This window comes from Sphaerisporangium corydalis (genome assembly GCF_025506355.1).
In the GTDB taxonomy this organism is placed as follows: domain Bacteria; phylum Actinomycetota; class Actinomycetes; order Streptosporangiales; family Streptosporangiaceae; genus Sphaerisporangium; species Sphaerisporangium corydalis.
This window is the reverse complement of record NZ_JANZYP010000081.1, coordinates 1-18,448: the sequence shown is the minus strand read 5'-3', so window position 1 is coordinate 18,448 and position 18,448 is coordinate 1. Positions and strand designations below refer to the sequence as shown.

12 protein-coding genes are annotated in these 18,448 nt (G+C 69.4%); 8 read left to right on the top strand and 4 right to left on the bottom strand.

What is annotated here, in order from left to right; translation table 11 throughout:
* Positions 1-109: 109 nt before the first annotated feature.
* The gene (locus NYZ98_RS36670; RefSeq protein WP_262849100.1) at positions 110-1,708 is read left to right on the top strand and encodes a lectin; all 1,599 of its coding nucleotides are present in this window, start codon (positions 110-112) and stop codon (positions 1,706-1,708) included.
* Between the two features lie 88 nt (positions 1,709-1,796).
* Here the strand turns inward: NYZ98_RS36670 and NYZ98_RS36665 are convergent, their stop codons facing one another.
* Positions 1,797-3,101, bottom strand: a complete 1,305-nt coding sequence (locus NYZ98_RS36665) for an extracellular catalytic domain type 1 short-chain-length polyhydroxyalkanoate depolymerase (protein ID WP_262849098.1) — start codon at positions 3,099-3,101, stop codon at positions 1,797-1,799.
* Between the two features lie 256 nt (positions 3,102-3,357).
* Here NYZ98_RS36665 and NYZ98_RS36660 point away from each other — a divergent pair, with 256 nt between their 5' ends.
* From NYZ98_RS36660 to NYZ98_RS36635, 6 genes are all read left to right on the top strand, one after another.
* A complete protein-coding gene (locus NYZ98_RS36660; RefSeq protein WP_262849096.1) occupies positions 3,358-3,822 on the top strand; it encodes a MarR family winged helix-turn-helix transcriptional regulator in 465 nt (154 codons plus the stop codon).
* A 398-nt stretch (positions 3,823-4,220) separates the two neighbouring features.
* Complete coding sequence (locus tag NYZ98_RS36655; RefSeq protein WP_262849094.1) at positions 4,221-5,711, top strand: lectin; 1,491 nt, start codon at positions 4,221-4,223, stop codon at positions 5,709-5,711.
* An 87-nt stretch (positions 5,712-5,798) separates the two neighbouring features.
* Positions 5,799-7,325, top strand: a complete 1,527-nt coding sequence (locus NYZ98_RS36650; protein ID WP_262849091.1) for an arabinofuranosidase catalytic domain-containing protein — start codon at positions 5,799-5,801, stop codon at positions 7,323-7,325.
* 281 nt (positions 7,326-7,606) lie between these two features.
* Positions 7,607-9,469 carry a ricin-type beta-trefoil lectin domain protein gene (locus NYZ98_RS36645; protein WP_262849089.1) on the top strand — a complete coding sequence of 621 codons (1,863 nt, stop codon included), beginning with the start codon at positions 7,607-7,609 and terminating at the stop codon, positions 9,467-9,469.
* A gap of 56 nt (positions 9,470-9,525) precedes the next feature.
* The gene (locus NYZ98_RS36640) at positions 9,526-10,983 is read left to right on the top strand and encodes an arabinofuranosidase catalytic domain-containing protein (RefSeq protein WP_262849087.1); all 1,458 of its coding nucleotides are present in this window, start codon (positions 9,526-9,528) and stop codon (positions 10,981-10,983) included.
* 172 nt (positions 10,984-11,155) lie between these two features.
* Positions 11,156-12,184 carry a LacI family DNA-binding transcriptional regulator gene (locus tag NYZ98_RS36635; RefSeq protein WP_262849085.1) on the top strand — a complete coding sequence of 343 codons (1,029 nt, stop codon included), beginning with the start codon at positions 11,156-11,158 and terminating at the stop codon, positions 12,182-12,184.
* Positions 12,185-12,205: 21 nt separating this feature from the next.
* Here NYZ98_RS36635 and NYZ98_RS36630 read toward each other — a convergent pair whose 3' ends face one another.
* The 3 genes from NYZ98_RS36630 to NYZ98_RS36620 all read right to left on the bottom strand — a co-directional run bounded on the left by NYZ98_RS36630 (position 12,206) and on the right by NYZ98_RS36620 (position 17,611).
* The gene (locus tag NYZ98_RS36630; RefSeq protein WP_262849083.1) at positions 12,206-14,590 is read right to left on the bottom strand and encodes an RICIN domain-containing protein; all 2,385 of its coding nucleotides are present in this window, start codon (positions 14,588-14,590) and stop codon (positions 12,206-12,208) included.
* A gap of 171 nt (positions 14,591-14,761) precedes the next feature.
* Positions 14,762-16,039: a cellulose binding domain-containing protein gene (locus tag NYZ98_RS36625; protein ID WP_262849081.1), complete on the bottom strand. Its 1,278-nt coding sequence runs from the start codon at positions 16,037-16,039 to the stop codon at positions 14,762-14,764.
* A gap of 432 nt (positions 16,040-16,471) precedes the next feature.
* Complete coding sequence (locus tag NYZ98_RS36620; protein ID WP_262849079.1) at positions 16,472-17,611, bottom strand: lectin; 1,140 nt, start codon at positions 17,609-17,611, stop codon at positions 16,472-16,474.
* A 536-nt stretch (positions 17,612-18,147) separates the two neighbouring features.
* Between NYZ98_RS36620 and NYZ98_RS36615 the strand changes: the two genes are divergently transcribed.
* On the top strand, positions 18,148-18,448 hold a 301-nt coding region (locus tag NYZ98_RS36615), incomplete at its 3' end, for an endo-1,4-beta-xylanase (RefSeq protein WP_262849077.1).

Genomic DNA, 18,448 nt, shown 5'->3' with positions numbered 1-18,448 from the left:
CGACGATGTTAGCGCTAACAACTGGCGCCGAGTGGCCGTGCATCCCGGAAAGGCAGTCATTTTCATCCGGATACCCCCCGATCACGACACCCGTAGGTAGAGGAAACAGATGCGCAGAATTCTTGGCTTGGCGCTGGCGTCGGTCCTGGCCGCCGGCTCCCTGGTCGCGATCGCCGGCGTGACGTCGCCGGTCTCCGCCCTGGAGAACGGGCTGGCCCGTACGCCCCAGATGGGGTGGAACGACTGGAACAGCTTCTTCTGCAACGTCAACGAGTCGCTCATCCGGCAGAGCGCCGATGCCATGGTCTCCAGCGGCATGGCGGCGGCCGGTTACCGTTATGTCAACATCGACGACTGCTGGTCCACCAAGAGCCGCAGCTCCAGCGGGGACCTGGTGGCCGACCCGCAGAAGTTCCCGAGCGGCATCAAGGCCCTGGCCGACTACGTGCACGGCAAGGGGCTCAAGCTCGGCATCTACTCCTCGGCAGGGACCACCACCTGCGCGGGCTACCCGGCGAGCCTGGGCAACGAACGGCGGGACGCGGCGCTGTGGGCGTCCTGGGGAATCGACTACCTCAAGTACGACAACTGCGGCGACCATCTGGGCCAGAACGGGCAGCAACGCTACACCGCCATGCGCGACGCGCTCGCCGCCACCGGGCGCCCGATCGTCTACAGCCTGTGCAACTGGGGACAGGAAAGCGTCTGGACCTGGGGCATGCCGGTGGGCAACTCCTGGCGCACCACCGGCGACATCGCGTCGAACTGGAACTCCATCACCGGCATCCTGGACCAGCAGGTCGGGCTCGAGGCGTACTCCGGTCCTGGCGGCTGGAACGACCCCGACATGCTGGAGGTCGGCGTCGGCTCGCTGACCGGGACCGAGGGCAGGGCGCACTTCAGCCTGTGGTCGCTGCTGAACGCCCCGCTGATCGCCGGCAACGACATCCGCACGATGAGCGCCGACACCCGCACCATCCTCACCAACACCGAGGTCATCGCGGTGAACCAGGACTGGGGCGGCAGGCAGGGTAACAAGATCAGCGACAACGGGAACCTGGAGGTCTGGCGCAAGCCGATGTCCAACGGCTCGGTCGCGGTCGTGCTGCTCAACCGGGGCACCTCGACCTCGACCGTCTCCACCAGCGCCTCCGCCGTGGGCCTGGGGTCGGCGTCCTCCTACTCGGTGCGCGACCTGTGGGCGCACACCACCTCCTCCTCCACCGGGACGATCAGCGCGTCGGTGCCCGGGCACGGCGCGGCCATGTACATCGTGACCGGAGGAGGCATCGTCACCCCGACCCCGACCCCCACTCCGACGGGCACGAGCGCGATCAGGGGCGTGGGCTCGAACAAGTGCCTGGACGTCACCGGCGCTTCCACCACCAACGGCGCGCAGGCCCAGATCTGGGACTGCAACGGTCAGACCAACCAGCAATGGACGCCGACCGCGAGCGGTGAGCTGCGGGTGTACGGCGGCAAGTGCCTGGACGTGTACAACAACGGCACGGCCGACAACACGAACGTGATCATCTGGGACTGTAACGGGCAGACCAACCAGCAGTGGCGGCTGAACTCCGACGGCACGATCACCGCCGTAGGCGCGAACAAGTGCCTGGACGTGCCCAACAATGCCGGCGCCAACGGCACCAAGCTCGTCATCTGGTCCTGCAACGGCGGCACCAACCAACGCTGGACCCGCACCTGAGGAACACCACCGGACACACCTCCGCCGGGAGCGGACGACCGCTCCCGGCGGAGGTGCCACAGCCGTTCGGACGGCGGGCGATCCGGTTTCAGGCCAGGGCGCAGACGGCGCCGTTCAGGGTGAACTGGCCGGGCGCGGTGTTGGTGCCGCTGTAGGACGCCTGGAAACCGAAGCCGGTGCCGGCTCCGGGGGCGATGGTGGCGTTGTAACCGGCGTCGCGCGCCGTCACCTGCGTGCCCGACTGGGTCACGGTGGCGTTCCAGGCGTTGGCCACCTTCTGGTTCCCCGGCCAGGTCCACGTCACGGTCCAGCCGTTGACGGGGGTCGTGCCGCGGTTGGTGATCGTGATCTCGGCGGTGAAGCCGTTGTTCCAGCTGTTAGCGGTGTAGACGACCCCGCACGGAGAAGGCGAGACGGTCGGAGTGGGAGACGGCGAGACGGTGGGGGTGGGAGTGGGGGTGGGCGACGGGGAGGCGCCGGTGAGGCCGAAGAAGTCCAGGGCGACGGCGGCCATGCCGCTCATCGGCAGGCTGTGGCCGGCTCCCTGGATACTGTAGGCCTCGACCTTCACCGAGCCGGACGTGTCGGCGTAACGGCGGAGGGTCCAGCCGGTGCGCGGGGTGGTGGTGCCGGTCGGCGTCTGGCCCAGGCCGTTCACGTCGGTCCACTGCTTGATCTCCTCCTCCAGCTCGGCGTAGGAGACGACCGTGTCGCTGGTGCCGTGCCACAGCTGCATCCGCGGCCAGGGCCCCCGGTAGGAGGGGTTCGCGCTACGCGCCAGGTCGCCCCACTGCCGCGCCGTCTTGTTGACGCACGGAGCGGGGTTGCCGCCCGGCTGGTAGGCGGCCTCGTTGGGGAAGCAGGTGAACGGCACGCCCATGAACGCCGCGCCCGCCTTGAACACCTCCGGGTACAGGGCGAGCATGGCGTTGGTCATCATGGCGCCTGAGGAACTGCCGGTGGCGAACACCCGGTTCGGATCGCCGTGGTAGGCCTGCTCGGCGTAGGTCACCATGGACATGAGCGACACCGGGTCGGTCTGGCCGCCGCGCACCTTGGACGCCTCGGACCAGTTGTCGAAGCAGTTGCCCTTCTTCGACGCCGACGGGTAGATCACGATGAAGCCGTACCGGTCGGCCAGCGACGCGAACTCGCTGGAGGAGTGGAAACCCGGCCCCGAGCCGCCGCACGGGTGCATGGCCAGCACGATGGCGGGGGCCGGCTGCGCGTTGCCCGGCACGTACACGTACATGCGCAGGTTGCCGGGGTTGGCGCCGAAGCCGGTCACCTCGGTGAGGGTGGCCGCGGTGGCGTAGTGCGGGAACACCAGCGCGACGGCGAGATACAGCAGTGCTGCGCTCGCGCCGGCCAGCAAGACGGTGAACCGTTTCATCCGCTCTCCTCAGCTGGGTATGCGGTCTCTTCCTGCTCGATGGCCCCGGGCCGCGACGCCGGAGACCGCGGGCGGCCGGGCTCGGCGGACGCAAGGTAGGCGTGGCCGGGATCGGCGGTCAAGGTGCCGCCCGAGGCGGCGCGCGGGCCGGGCGGAGGGGCGGCGCCTTTGGGCTGCTTATCAAGCTACTTGTTATCAAGCCGCTTTATATCGGTCGCGAAACTTACACGCGGCGGCCGCACGGTATGGTCTTGCGGTGACCGTCCGCCGGCCCTCCCGGGCCTCCCAGCCACCCGCGGCACGTCTCAGCTACCTGGTGTTCCGGCTGGAACGCCGCATCCGGGCCCGGCTGGACGAGGCGCTCTCACGGCACGGCGTCACCACACCCGCCTACATGGCGCTCAGCGAGCTGCGCATGCGCGACGGGCTGTCCTCGGCGGAGCTCGCCCGCATCGCCTTCGTCACGCCACAGGCGATGAACCTCGTCATACGCGACCTGGAGCAGCGTGAGCTGATCCGTCGCGACCCGCACCCGGACGGCGGCCGGGTGCTGTGCGCGCGCCTCACCCGCGAGGGCCTCTCCCTGCTGAGGCGCTGTGATCGCTCGCTCGACGCCATCGAGGCGACCATGCTCGCCGACGTCGACGACACGACCGGCAAGACGCTGGTGGAGGGGCTGACCCTGTGCGCGCGTGCCCTGCACACCGACGCCGGGCGGTGAACCTTTCACGCGATCCACACAACACGGGTACACGGTGACGGTGAGCGGGACCGGGTGCCGATGCAACTTTCATCGCGTCGCCGGACCGGCAGGAACCGGCGCGCGTCGGCCGCGTGACTGCTCAACCGCCACCTTCGGCCGAGGAGCGGGTACGGGCACGCGACCCCGGGGTCGAATCGATTCGCTAACGGTCTTGACAGGTTACGAGAAGGTTTCCACACTGAGTCACAAGGCGGCTTTCTCCTGTCCGGTCCGGTGGTGGAGGGCAGGCGCCGCCTGTCCGTGACGCCAGTGGCACCGCCGGGCGCGGCTACGGCCCCGCGCCTCCGATGGTCCGGTCGTCCCTGCGCGTCCCCTTCCCCTCGAATGTCATCGATCTCACTTGTGGAGGCTTGGGCATGGGCGAAAACGCCATACCCTCATCCGGCGCCGGGCGGATGCCCGGCGGCCTGCGCCGGGGCTTGGTCGCCGGCGCGTTGGGCGTGCTCGGTGTGGCCGCGGCGCTGGCGCTGCCGTCCACCGCGGGGGCCGCGGCGAGCACGCTGGGCGCGGCGGCGGCGCAGAGCGGCCGTTACTTCGGTGCGGCGATCGCGGCCGGCCACATGAACGACTCCACCTACGTGGCGACCTGGGACCGCGAATACAACGCGGTCACCCCGGAGAACGAGATGAAGTGGGACGCCACCGAACCCTCCCGCGGCTCCTTCCAATTCGGCGCCGCCGACCAGATCGTCAGCCACGCCCAGAGCAAGGGCATGCGCATCCGCGGGCACACGCTGGTCTGGCACGGCCAGCTGCCCGGCTGGGTCTCCGGCCTGTCCGCCAGTGACCTGCGCACCGCGATGAACAACCACATCAACGGCGTCATGGGCCACTACAAGGGCAAGATCTACGCCTGGGACGTGGTCAACGAGGCCTTCAACGACGGCGGCGCCGTCGGCACCCTGCGCAGCTCGGTCTGGACCCAGAAACTCGGCAACGGCTTCATCGAAGAGGCCTTCCGCGCCGCGCGCGCCGCCGATCCCGCCGCCAAGCTCTGCTACAACGACTACAACATCGACGACGCCAACGCCAACAAGACCCGTGGCGTCTACAACATGGTCAAGGACTTCAAGGCCCGCGGGGTGCCCATCGACTGCGTCGGCCTGCAGTCCCACTTCGGCAACCCGCCCTCCAACTACCAGGCCAACATCGCCCAGTTCGCCGCCCTGGGCGTCGACGTGCAGATCACCGAACTCGACGTGGGCGGCTCGGGCTCCACCCAGGCCGACGCCTACCGCCGCGTCACCCAGGCCTGCACCGCCGTCCCCCGCTGCGCCGGCATCACCGTCTGGGGCATCACCGACAAATACTCCTGGCGGTCCGGCGACACCCCCCTGCTCTTCGACGGCAACTTCAACAAGAAGGCCGCCTACACCTCCGTACTCGACGCCCTCAACGCCGCCGGCCCCGGCCCGACAGCGACTCCCACACCCACCGTGACCCCAACGTCCACTCCCTCGGGGTCGGGTGCGATCAGGGGTGCAGGGTCGGGCCGGTGCCTGGACGTCTCGGGCGCCTCGCAGGCCAACGGCGCGCAGGCGCAGATCTGGGACTGCAACGGCCAGGCCAACCAGCAATGGACCCCGACCACGAGCGGTGAGCTGCGCGTCTATGGCGGCAAGTGCCTGGACGTGAACAACGGGGCCACCGCCGACGGCAGCAGCGTGATCATCTGGGACTGCAACGGGCAGGCCAACCAGCAGTGGCGGCTGAACTCCGACGGCACCATCACCGCCGTCGGCGCGAACAAGTGCCTGGACGTGCCCGGCAACGCCACCGCCAACGGCACCAAACTCGCCATCTGGTCCTGCAACGGCGGCGCCAACCAACGCTGGACCCGAACCTGACGCACAGGTCGTCTTCGCCGGGGGCGGGCCACCGCCCCCGGCCCGGCGGGCAGGTCACGCCGGTTCACCCCCCGAAGAGGTAAAACGATGCAGCATTCATCCGTTCCCCCGCCGGACCCCGCCGCCCGCCGGCGGCGCCCACCGGCGGTCGTCGCCGCGTCCGTGGTCGCCGTGCTGGCCACGGTGCTGGCGGCCACGCTGACCTGGACCCTGCCGGCGTCGGCCGCGGCGGCGCCGCTGGTGAGCGCCGCGTCCGGGCGCTGTCTGGACGTGAAGGGCAATGTCGACACGACCGGCACCGCGCTGGACATCTGGGACTGCGGCGGGCAGGCCGGGCAGGCGTTCGAGTTCACCTCCTCAGGAGAGCTGCGGACGATGAACGGCACGCGGTGCGTGGACGCGTACGGCAACCAGACCGCGCCCGGCACGCAGGTGATCATCTGGTCGTGCAACGGCCAGGCCAACCAGAAGTGGCGGCAGAACTCCGACGGCTCGGTCACCGGCACCCAGTCGGGCCTGTGCCTGGACGTCAACCAGGCCGGCACCGCCAACGGCACCGCCGTCATCCTGTGGACCTGCAACGGGCAGGCCAACCAGAGGTGGACCACCACCGCGGGCCCGAGCACGACGCCCACGCCCCCGCCCCCGGGTTCGCGCCCGTGCGATATCTACGCCTCGGGCGGGACGCCGTGTGTGGCCGCGCACAGCATGGTGCGGGCGCTCTTCGGCTCCTACAACGGCAACCTGTACCAGGTCAGACGCTCCTCCGACAACACGACCAGGAACATCGGCGTGCTGTCCTCGGGCGGCTACGCCAACGCCGCGGCCCAGGACTCGTTCTGTTCCGGCGCCTCCTGTGTGGTCACCGTCGTCTACGACCAGTCCGGGCGGGGGAACGACCTGTGGTACCAGGGGTCGAGCGTGGTCCCCGGCTCACCCCAGAGCAGGCCCGCGACCGCGACGACGGAGTCGCTGACGGCCGGCGGCACCAAGGCGTACTCGCTGTACATCAACCCCGGCAACAGCTACTGGAGGGACGGTCACCTGACGGGCGTGCCCACCGGCAGCGCGCCTGAGGGCATGTACATGGTGACCAGCGGCACGCACGTCAACAGCGGCTGCTGCTTCGACTACGGCAACAGCGAGACGACGCGCAAGGCCGACGCCGCGGGGGCGATGGACGCGATCAACTTCAGCAGGCAGTGCTGGTTCGGCGGCTGCTCGGGGACCGGTCCGTGGGTCCAGGCGGACCTGGAGTGGGGGCTGTTCCCCGGCGGCAGCCAGTCCTGGAACTCCAACCAGCGGGCGTTCACCAGCAAGTTCGTCACCGCGACGCTCAAGAACAACGGCACGTCGCGATTCGCGATGAAGGGGAGCAACGCCCAGTCGGGCAGCCTGTACACCCTTTACGATGGCTCGCTCCCCTCGGGATACAACCCCATGAAGAAGCAGGGGGCCATCATCCTGGGAAGCGGCGGTGACTGCTGCAAGCCCGACGGCGGCGCCAACCTCAGCGCGGGGACCTTCTACGAGGGGGCGATGGTCTCGGGGTACCCGTCCGACGCCACCGAGAACGCGGTGCAGGCCGACATCGTGGCCGCCGGCTACCGCTGACCCCGGTCCACTCCCCCACGTCACCGACAGCGCTCCCACCGGCCCGAACGCCGGCCGACCGGTTCGTCACGGACCGATCGGCCGGCCTTCGGGCATGCGCGCGGACGGGCGCCGGGCACCGCCCCGGCACGTCCATGACCCGCCATTGACAGCACTTCTCACCGAGACCTACGCTGCGATCGAATCGATTCGACGCAGGACATCCTGGGATGAGACGCCTCCCGCCCCCGAGAGCAGAGCCGCTCTCATGGGCGCACGGCACCCTAGTGAAGGAGTCCGAGATGAACGTCGGCGCCATCGTCCGCCGAGCTCGCCTGTGGCGCTCGGCACCGCCGCCACCCACGCCTCCCGTCCACCCTCCCCGCTCCCCCGTCGCCGAGGGGTCACCCGCCGGCGGACGCCGTCGCGGGCTCGCCGCCGTCGTCGCCGTCTGCGCGCTGGCCGCCGCCTCCCTCGTGACGGCCGCCGCGCCGGCCCAGGCCGCGGACCAGTCCATCACCGTCGACTTCTCCGCCGGGGGCGGCACTCCGGCCTACCGTGCCTCCGGCTGGATCTACGGGATGACCGAGAACGCCTCGGGCCCGCCCGACCACTTCTTCACCGACGTGAAGTTCCGGTACATGCGCGCCGGCGGGGCGCAGCTCGACAGCCCGGGCGGCTGGGTGTCGGGGAAGTACGACCGCCGGTGGAACGCCACCCGCGCCCAGTTGCTGCGCACCCGGTCGCTGGGCGGGGAGTTCATCCTGCTCGTCCACGACCTGTGGGGCGCCGACGGCTACCCGATCTCGCGTTTCCCCGGCGACAACGGCGACTGGACCGACTGGGACAACTTCCTCACCCGCCTGATCAGCGACGTGCGGGCGACGGGCGCCCCCGTGCAGTGGGACCTGTGGAACGAGCCCAACATCACGACGTTCTGGAACCGCTCGCAGTCCCAGTACCTCGAGCTGTGGCGGCGCACCTACCAGCGCGTCAGGGCCGCCTTCCCGGCGCAGCTGATCGTGGGACCGAGCCTGGCCGGCGTGCCGTCGACGGGCGGCTGGTGGACCCAGTACCTCGACTACGTCAAGGCCGGCAACGTGGTGCCCGACATCATCAGCTGGCACTCCCTGCCCGGTGACCCGGTGTCGAACGTGGCGACCGCGAACACCACGCTGAACTCGCGCGGCATCCCGCACACGCGCCCGTACCAGATCAACGAGTACGGGGCGTCCAACGAGCAGAACCCCGCCGACGGATCCTGGTACATCGCCCGCCTGGAGCGGGCCGGCGCCGACGGCCTGCGCGCCAACTGGGCCGGCGGGAACAACCTGCACAACGACCTCGGCAACCTGCTCGTCCACGACTCGGCCGGGAACTACCAGCCGAAGGGCGAGTGGTGGGCCTACCGCTTCTACGGCTCGCAGACCGGCCAGATCGCCTCCGTCACCCCGAGCGCCAACTACGACGCCTTCGCCACCAAGGCGAGCGGGAACGCCAAGATCCTGGTCGGCGGCGGCACCACGACCGGCAACATCGCCGTCAACCTGCGACGCCTGGACACCACCAGCGGCATCGTGCAGAACAACCAGGTGAGAGTCCTCACCGAGCGCATCCCCTCAGGTGGCGGCGGTGCCGTCCCAGGGGGCCCGGTCACCGTGCAGAACTCCGTGGTGACCCTGTCCGGCAACGGCACGACGGTCAACCTGCCGCACACCGCCGTCGACGACTCCTTCACCATCACGCTCCTGCCCCCGTCCTCCGGCCCCGGCGACGGATCGACGTCGGTGCTGCGCAACGTGAACGCCGGCCGGTGCCTGGACGTCCCGAACTCCACCACCACCAACGGCACCCAGCTCCAGCTCTGGGACTGCGGCTCCGGTGCCAACCAGCAGTGGACCCAGACCTCCTCCAAGCAGTTGCAGGTGTACGGCGGCAAGTGCCTGGACGCCAGCGGGCAGGGCACCGCCAACGGCACGCAGGTGATCATCTGGGACTGCAACGGCCAGGTCAACCAGCAGTGGAACCTCAACGGCGACGGAACCGTCACCGGTGCGCAGTCCGGCCTGTGCGTGGAGGCGAGCAACTTCGGGACCGGGAACGGGACCAAGGTACAGCTCTGGTCCTGCACCGGCACGACCAGCCAGAAGTGGACCAGGAGCTGACCGGTGACCGGTGACCTCGTGGTCTCGAAGGACACGGTCCGGCAGAAGGAGGAGTCATGCCCCTCGCGAATCTGAGGAATCTGAGAAGGGCGCTCGCGGTCGGCGCGAGCGCCGTGGCCGCCACCGCCGCCTGCGTGGCCGGCGGCGGTGCCGCCCAGGCCGCGGCATCACTGTCGTGTGACATCTACGCCGCGGGCGGCACGCCGTGCGTGGCGGCGCACAGCACCACCCGGGCGCTGTACGGCGCCTACAACGGCCCGTTGTACCAGGTCAGGCGCTCCTCGGACAACACCACCCGGGACGTCGGCGTGCTGGGCGCCGGCGGGATCGTCAACGCCGCCACGCAGGACGCGTTCTGTTCCGGCACGGCCTGCCTCATCACCGTCATCTACGACCAGTCCGGCCGGGGCAACCATCTCACCCAGGCGCCGCGCGGCTACTGGCCCGGTCCCGGTCCGAACGGTGCGGACAACCTCGCCAACGCGACCGCGGCCCCGATCACCATCGGCGGCCAGAAGGCGTACGGGGTCCGCGTGGAACCTGGCACCGGCTACCGCAACAACCACACCAACGGTGTGGCGACCGGCGACCAGCCCGAGGGCATCTACGCCGTCGTCGACGGCACGCACTACAACCAGTGGTGCTGCTTCGACTACGGCAACGCGCAGACCGACGGCCAGGCCGACTCCCCCGCCATCATGGAGACCGTCTACTTCGGTGCCGACAAACAGTGGGGCTACGGGTCCGGGGCCGGTCCCTGGATCATGGCCGACCTGGAGTGGGGACTGTTCTCCGGGGTGAACGCGGGGTACAACGACCTCGCGTCGATCAACCACCGTTTCGTCACGGCCATGGTCAAGGGCGAGCCGAACCACTGGGCGATCCGGGGCGGGGACGCGCAGTCGGGCGGCCTGACGAACTACTTCGACGGACGGCGCCCCAACGGCTACAACCCGATGAAGAAGGAGGGCGCCATCCTGCTCGGCATCGGCGGCGACAACAGTGTCTCCGGCCGCGGCACCTTCTTCGAGGGCGTGCTGACCTCCGGCTATCCGACGGCCGAGACGGAGAACGCCGTCCAGGCCGGCATCACCGCCGCCGGGTACGGATCGACGGGCGGCGGAGGCGGACAGCAGATCGTGGGCGGCCAGTCCGGCCGGTGCGTCGACGTGCCGAACGGCGGCACCGCCAACGGCACCCAGGTCCAGATCTGGGACTGTGGCAGCGGTACCAACCAGCGGTTCACCGTCACCTCGGGCAGGCAGTTGCAGGTGTACGGCAACAAGTGCCTGGACGCGAACGCGCAGGGCACCACCAACGGCACCCAGGTGATCATCTGGGACTGCAACGGCCAGGCCAACCAGCAGTGGACCGTCAACTCCAACGGTTCCATCACCGGGGTGCAGTCCGGGCTGTGCCTGGACGTGCCCAGCAACGCCACCGCCAACGGCACCAAACTCAACCTGTGGGCCTGCAACGGCGGCGCCAACCAGCGCTGGAGCCTGCGCGGCTGACCCTCGGTGAGCGACCCGTGCGGCGGCGGCCGTTAAAGCGGCCGCCGCCCGCGACCGGCGAGCCCGGTCCTCCACCCGGCGAGCCGAGTTCTCGACGAGTCGGGCGGCTCTGCCACGCGGACGATCCGACCTACGATGATGCGTGTCGGTTCGGCCACGTGAGGAGCACCGGGTGAACATTGGGGAGATCGCCAGACGGTCGGGCGTGTCCCGCAGTACCGTCTCCTACGCCCTGAGCGGCAAGCGCCCGGTGTCGGAGGGGACCCGGCAGCGCATCCAGGCGGTCATCCACGAGCTCGGCTACCACCCGAACGCGACCGCCAAGGCGCTCAAGGAGGGCAGGACCCGCACCATCGCCCTGGTGATCCCCCCGGCCAGCCAGCGCCTCACCGACGTGCAGCTCGGCTTCGTGGCCAGCGTCGTCGACGTCGCCAGCCGCGCCGACCTGGACGTCCTGCTGTCCCCCTCGGGCGGCGAGCACGACCGCTCGTTCGAGCGGATGATCAGTGGCAGGCGGGTGGACGGTGTCGTCCTGATGGAGATCCGGATGGAGGACGACCGCGTCACCCGCCTCCAGCGGACGGATCTGCCGTTCGTCACCATCGGCCGCACCCGCGATTCCGCGGAGATGACCTGGGTCGACATCGACAGCGACATCGTGATCTACAGATGCGTCCACCACCTGGCCGATCTGGGCCACCGCCTCGTCGCCCTGGTCGACCGCTCCCCCGAACTGGTGGCCACCGGGTACGGCCCCAGCCACAGGTCGCAGGCCGGCTTCACGCGCGCGATCGCCGAACGCGGCCTGCGGGGCGTGGAGATCTGCTGCGCCGACGACGCCCAGTCCGGGGTGTCCTGCGCCCAGCACCTCCTGAAGGAGCACCCCTCGCTGACCGCCATCGTCACCATCAACGAGCCCGCCATACCCGGCCTGTACCGCGGGATCGAGCAGGCGGGCCTGACGGTGCCGCGGGACATCTCCATCACCGGAGTCGCCACACGGCACCTGGCCGAGAACCTGCACCCTCCGCTCACCGTCGCCGACGTGCCCGCCGACGAGCTCGGCGCGCGGGCCGTCGAACTGCTCATCGAGCGCATCGCCGATCCCGCCACCCCGCACCGCGACCTCCTCCTCACCCCGCCCATCTCCCTGCGCGGGACCACGGCGCCCGCGCGTCACCGCGACTCCCCGCTCTCCTGACGGCGGCGGTGCGGGGATCGGTCAGCTGAGGCTCCAGCGCTGGTTGGCGCCGCCGTTGCAGGCCCACAGGTTGAGTTTGGTGCCGTTGGCGGTGGCGTTGCTGGGCACGTCCAGGCACAGCCCGGACTGCACCCCGGTGATGGAACCGTTGGAGTTGACGGTCCACTGCTGGTTGGCCTGGCCGTTGCAGTCCCAGATGATCACCTGGGTGCCGTTGGTGGTGCCCTGCGCGTTCGCGTCCAGGCACTTGTTGCCGTACACCTGCAACTGCCTGCCCGAGGTGACGGTGAACCGCTGGTTGGTACCGCTCCCGCAGTCCCAGATCTGCGCCTGGGTGCCGTTGGCGGTGCTGGAACCGGTGATGTCGACGCAGCGGCCCGAGCCGGCCCCGACGATCCGCACGTTCTGCTGACCGCCGCCGCCGCTCTGCGGCCCGGCCGCCGCCATCACGGCCTGGGCGCCGGACGGCCAGGCGCCGTTGGTGACCGTCACGTTGTTGTTCACCACGTTGCCTCGGTCGCCGTTGGTGATGTTGGTGCTGCCGCTGCTCGTCCAGTTGCCGGTCACGGTGAAGTTGCCCATGTTCTCACCGCCCCAGTAGTTGGCGGTGGCCCAGGTGCCGATGGAGCTGAAGACGTTGCCCCGGGCGGTGTAGTACTTGGAGCCCTCGTCGAAGTAGAGCCCGAACCAGCCGTTGGTGCGCAGGCAGTAGTTGTCACTGATCACCGCGCTGGGGTTCCACGACAGCGTGTAGATGCATCCGCCGTCGGTCATCTGCTGCATGACGTCGTGCACGTAGTTGCCGATGAGCTGGTTGCCGGACGCGGTGGTCGCCGTGGTGTAGCGGGGCTGGTAGTTGTACAGGCCTCGGTTGGTGTACGAGGTGTTGCCGCCGGGCTCGTTGGCGCCCCAGCCGTACCCGATCGACATGCCGGTGTAGGGCATGTTGTAGACCTCGTTGTGGGAGATCGTGGCGGTGGTGACGTAGGTGGGCAGGACCGAGACCACGCCCCGGTAGTCCACGCCGAGGTCGTGGATGCGGTTGTTGCTGACGGTGATGTTCCGGTTGACCATCCGCTGGTCGCTGGGGTGGTGCGCGTCGGCGCGCACGCCGCCGATCACGATGCCGCCGGCCGAGCTGCGGGCGATCTCCGACCGGGTGACCGTGATGTTGCTCGCGCCCAGGCCGACACCGCTGGCGTGGCCGTTGGCGTCGTTGCCGATCCCCACGGCCGTCTGGCCGAGGTTGACGAACTGGGAGTCGGTGAAGGTGATGGTGTTCGCGGCCGAGACCTGGACCGCGGCGGGCATCTGGAACCAGTTCGGCCGGGCGGCCTCGAACTGCTGGCAGCCCTCGTTGCAGGAGCCGAACCCGGGCCAGCTCCAGTTGCCGGCGATGTAGGAGCCGGTCTGCTGGTCCGCGAAGCCCTGGTTGCCGCTCGGCCCGAGCCAGCTCGTGCCGGAGAAGGTGACTCCGCTGAACGTGATGTGGTGCGCGGGCGCGTCGTAGGTGCCCCCGATGTCCACCAGGGACTGCAGTACCGGCAGCTCCACGCTCACGTTGCTCATGTTCTGCCCGGAGGCCGGGATGTAGTACAGGACGCCGGTCCCGGGGTTGATGTACCACTCGCCCGCCGAGTCGAGGAACTCGTAGGCGTTCTCCAGGTAGAGCGGACCCGCCCGGTGCGGGCTGGCGAAGGTGTCGTACCCGAAGTTGTTGTTGTTCCAGGCGGGCTGCTGCATCGTGATGAGGTTCCCGCTGATGGACTGCACCGGCACGTAGCGGTCGGTGAAGGAGCCGACGCTCTCCATCTCGACCCGGTTCTGGCCCGCGAGGTTGTTCAGGTAGCTCAGGGCGCTGTTGGTGAACCTCATCCCGGTGCTGCTCGCGGTGAAGTCGGACCGGTTCACGCTGGTGCGCGCCCGCGTGGCGATGGCGCCGTTGACGTAGAGCTGCCGGGTGTCGATCCCGGTACCGACGCCGGCCCGCCAGATGTTCTTCCCGGAGTCGGCGAGCGTCCAGCCGGTGACCGCCCTGGCGCCGCTGATCACGGGATGCGCCGAGGCGGCCGCCCGCCAGATCACCTGGTATCCGTTGGTGCCGGAGTCCGCCGCGGTCAGCCGGAGCGGCGAGGACAACCGGTACACCCCGTCGGCCAGCTCCACGACGATGTCACCGGACATCCCGCCGACCCGCGACCGAACCGCCGTCTGCGCGTCCGTCACCGAGCACGGCTGGTCCGCCGAGCAGCTCGTGCCGCTGCCGGACGGGGAGGCGTACAAGGTGGTGGTGGCGGCCGAGGCGGGAGAGGCGGGTGCCACCAGGGCGACGGCGGCGGCCAATCCCATCGCGGCGACCCCGGCTGTCACCAGCCTCCGCACCGCGAAGTACGACGATTCAAACACGGGACCTCCTGATGAGGGCGGGGGGAGTCCGGTCAGCGAAGGCCCTGCCGTAGCCGATCGGGTGGGGCGGCTGGGCCCCGTACCGGCTTCGCGCCCGGTCCGCGAGGGACGATGATCTCGATGTCGGCTCGCGAAACGTAACTCGTATGACGTCTCACGTCAACAATCGCGTCATGAGACGCCGCAGGAAAGGGTGGGTGTGGCCGCCGTGCCGCCGGCCGTGAAGCCGAACGTGGTGCTGGCGCCGGCCGCGACCGAGCCGTTGTAGGTCTCGTTACGGACGCTGACCCCGGCTCCGGAACCGGAGCGGACGCCGTTCCACAGGCTGCTGATGGTCTGCCCGCCGGGCCAGGTCCACGTGACCGTCCAGCCGTTGACGGCGCTGGAGCCGGCGCGGACGGTGACGGTCGACTGGAATCCGCCGGACCAGGTGTTCACGGTCTCCATCGTGGCCGAGCACCCGCCGGGGACCGGCGTCGGGGTGGGGGTCGGCGTCGGCGTCGGGGTGGGGTCGGTCGGCGAGGTGCCGGCGAACTGGGAGAAGAACTTCCACACCTCTGCCTTGGTCCAGGTCGTGACGCCGCTCTCCGCGTAGGTCCCGTCCACCGGACCGGGCATGTGACCGTTGTCGAACGCGGCCCAGACCACCGGGTACCCGGCCCGGCACCCCGAGTAGGCGGTGACGACATGCGTCCGGCTGCCCGAGGCCGGTTCGCTCGGGTTCTGGGCGGTACAGCCGTTGTTGCGGACGAACCTGTCGCGCAGCGTCCGTCCCTGCGAGATGTTCAGAACGGTGTCCCCGATGCCGTGCAGCCCCATGTACGCGATGGGCTGGGTTCCGCCGCTGCACCCGCTGAGCTGCGCGCCGGAGAAGACCGCGACCGCGCGGAACACGGTCGCCCGTGAGCACGCGAGGGAGAAACTCATGCCGCCGCCGTAGCTGAAGCCGGTGGCGAACAGGCGCGAGGTGTCGACACAGAGATCCGCCTCGATGAGCCGGATCATGTCGTCGACGAAGGTGACGTCCTCACCGTTGGAGTTGGCCCAGCCGTTGTTGAAACCCTGGGGCGCGACGAAGATCGCGCCGTTGTTCGACAGCTGCCTCTGCCCGTAGAAGGACCAGGGGTAACCGCTGGTCCCGCCCGAGTCGACCTCGGTGGCGGTGCCCCCCAGCCAGTGGAATCCGAAGATCAGCCGGTAGGGGGTGGTGTTCTGGTAGTTGTCGGGAAGCCGCAGGATGAACGTGCGGTTCTTGCCGCTGGTCTGGATCGACTGCGTGCCGCTCCGCAGCGTCGGGGACTTGCCGCATCCGGCGGTCGGCGCGAGGGCGGCGGCGGCGGCGGACGACGTGGGCGCGCCGAGGTCGCTGCTCATCGCCGCACGGCCGGTGCCCAGGACCAGGAGTGCCGCGACCGCGACCGCTCCGAAAAGGGATCTGCGTCTTGACATCACACGACTCCGATCGTCACCGAACTTTTGTGAGCGTTAACATTTCGGCGCCCGGGTCCGCGGCCTGGTGCCGTCGACCCGGGACTCGATGCGTTTCACACCATTCCTGCTATTCGCCATTGGATTCCTCCCTCCCGCGGTGGCCGGGAGAGAGCACTTCGCTCAGCAAGGGAAGCCGGTCACGGTGAGCAGGCCGACCCGTGCGCGTCGGTGGTTCCTGCCGCTCGCGACCGACCCGGCCGGTGGAAGCCGCCTTGGGGACTCAGTGTGGAAACCCGCACGAAACATGTCAACGATGGCCGCGAATCGGTTCGATGTACGCCCGGCGCCGTGTCCGCACCCGTGCCCTCGTGGGGCCGGGATTCCGCACGTCGCCGGCCGGGTGTCCCGTCCGCCGCGAACACCCGTACTTGCGTGAACGTTTCATCATGATCAGACGCGGGTCCAGCGCTGGTTGGCGGCGCCGCCACACGACCAGATCTGCAGTTTGACGCCGTTGGCGGTGGAGTGGTTCGGCACGTCCAGACACTTGTTCGCGCCGGTCGCGACGATGCTTCCGTCGCTCGCGAAGCGCCACTTCTGATTGCTCTGGCCGTTACAGTCCCAGATCTGCACCTGGGCGCCGTCGGCGGTGCTCTGCTGGTAGACGTCCAGGCACTTGCTGCCGTACACCCGCAACTCGCCCGCGGAGGTCAGCGTCCACTGCTGGTTGGCCTGCCCGTTGCAGTCCCAGATCTGCACCAACGTACCACTGGCCTGCGACGCGCCGGTGACGTCCAGGCACCGCGCGGACCCGGCGCCGCGGATCGCGGTCGTGCCCTCCGTGGGGGACGGGCTCGGGCTGGGGTCGGAGCCGCCCGGCTGGCCGATGCTCCCGGAGACGGCCTGGAGCGCGGCGAACCAGGCGGCGGCCATCTTGTCGTAGCCGGTGGCCGTGGGGTGGATGCCGTCGATCAGGTCGGCGGTGGTCAGCTTGGCGTGCATGTCGACCAGGTGGACGTGCTTGCCGGCGTTCACCTTGCTCTGCACGATGCCGGGGATGGTCGCGTTGAACGTGCGGGCGGCGTTCTCCTGGCCGGAGTTCGCCAGCGGGATGATGGTCGCGACGAACACGTCCGCGCTCGGCACGGCCGAGGTGATGTGGTCGACCAGCGTGGACAGCCGCTGGGGCGCGCCGCTCACGTTGTAGTTCTGCAGCACGTCGTTGGTGCCGATGTGCAGCAGGACCGTACGCGGGTTGTAGGTCCGCGCCCAGCCCGCGATGTTGGCGTCGATCTGGTCGATGCGCCAGCCGGGATGTCCCTCGTGGTCGTGGTCACCGAGGTTGCCCGGCCCGTTGAACTGGGATCCGACGAAGTCGTTCGTGTACCGGCCGGCCGCCAGCCGCTGCCACAGCCCGATGCGGTACCCGCCCGGCACCTGCGTGCCTTCGGTGATGGAGTCCCCCAGCGGCATGACCCGCACCCCGCCGTTGGACTCCGCGCTCGCGGCCCCCGTCCCGCTCACCGCGCCCATCGCCACCGCGACCATCGCCAGGAACGCCCCGGCGCACCATCGTCTCCACATGAGCATGCTCGACCTCTTTCACGTATCGGTGACCCCGCTGGGTCGACGCTGTTAGCGATAACAAGCGTTCGGGGGTGGTGTGGCCGGAGCAAATGCGAGGCCGGGAGGTGCCGTCAAGGGCCGGGCGTACGGCGCGACTCGGTTCGCCCGGAGGTCCAGGGGCGCCGATCTGGTGTTCATCGGCGTCCTCGTACTCCATCGGACACCGAATGGCGATGAAACTTTCAGCACTTCCGCCCCGGCCTCCGGCGAAGGTCGCAATCTTCAGCGGCGTATGAGCAGGCGGGCAATGAGCCGTCGGCCACTCCGCACTCCAATTGGCGGCCGAAACTTTCGGCGCCCGTCTTGACTTATTTCGGGGGCGTTCTCACACTGAGTCCCCGAGACGGTCCTCTCCTGCCCGCTCGGTGGTGTGTGGCGGGAGCCGTCAAAACGCGACGTGTGAATGTGCGTCCCCGGTGGTGGGATGCGGCGTCGGTGCTGCGGGGTGTTCTCCGCGTTCTCCCTTTCCGCTTTCCCGAATGTCCAATGGAGGCTCAGGCATGGGCGCAAACGCCATAAACCTGCCACGAATCCGGCGACCTCTCCGCGGCCTGCGGGTCGTGCTCGCCGGCGCTCTCGGCGTTCTCGGCACGATCACGGCATTGACGCTGCCGGGTCCGGCCAGTGCGGCGGAGAGCACGCTCGGCGCCGCGGCGGCGCAGAGCGGGCGATATTTCGGCACCGCGATCTCCGCCGGCAAGCTCGGTGATTCGGCGTACACCACGATCGCGAACCGTGAGTTCAACATGGTGACGCCCGAGAACGAGATGAAGATCGACGCCACCGAACCCAACCGGGGCC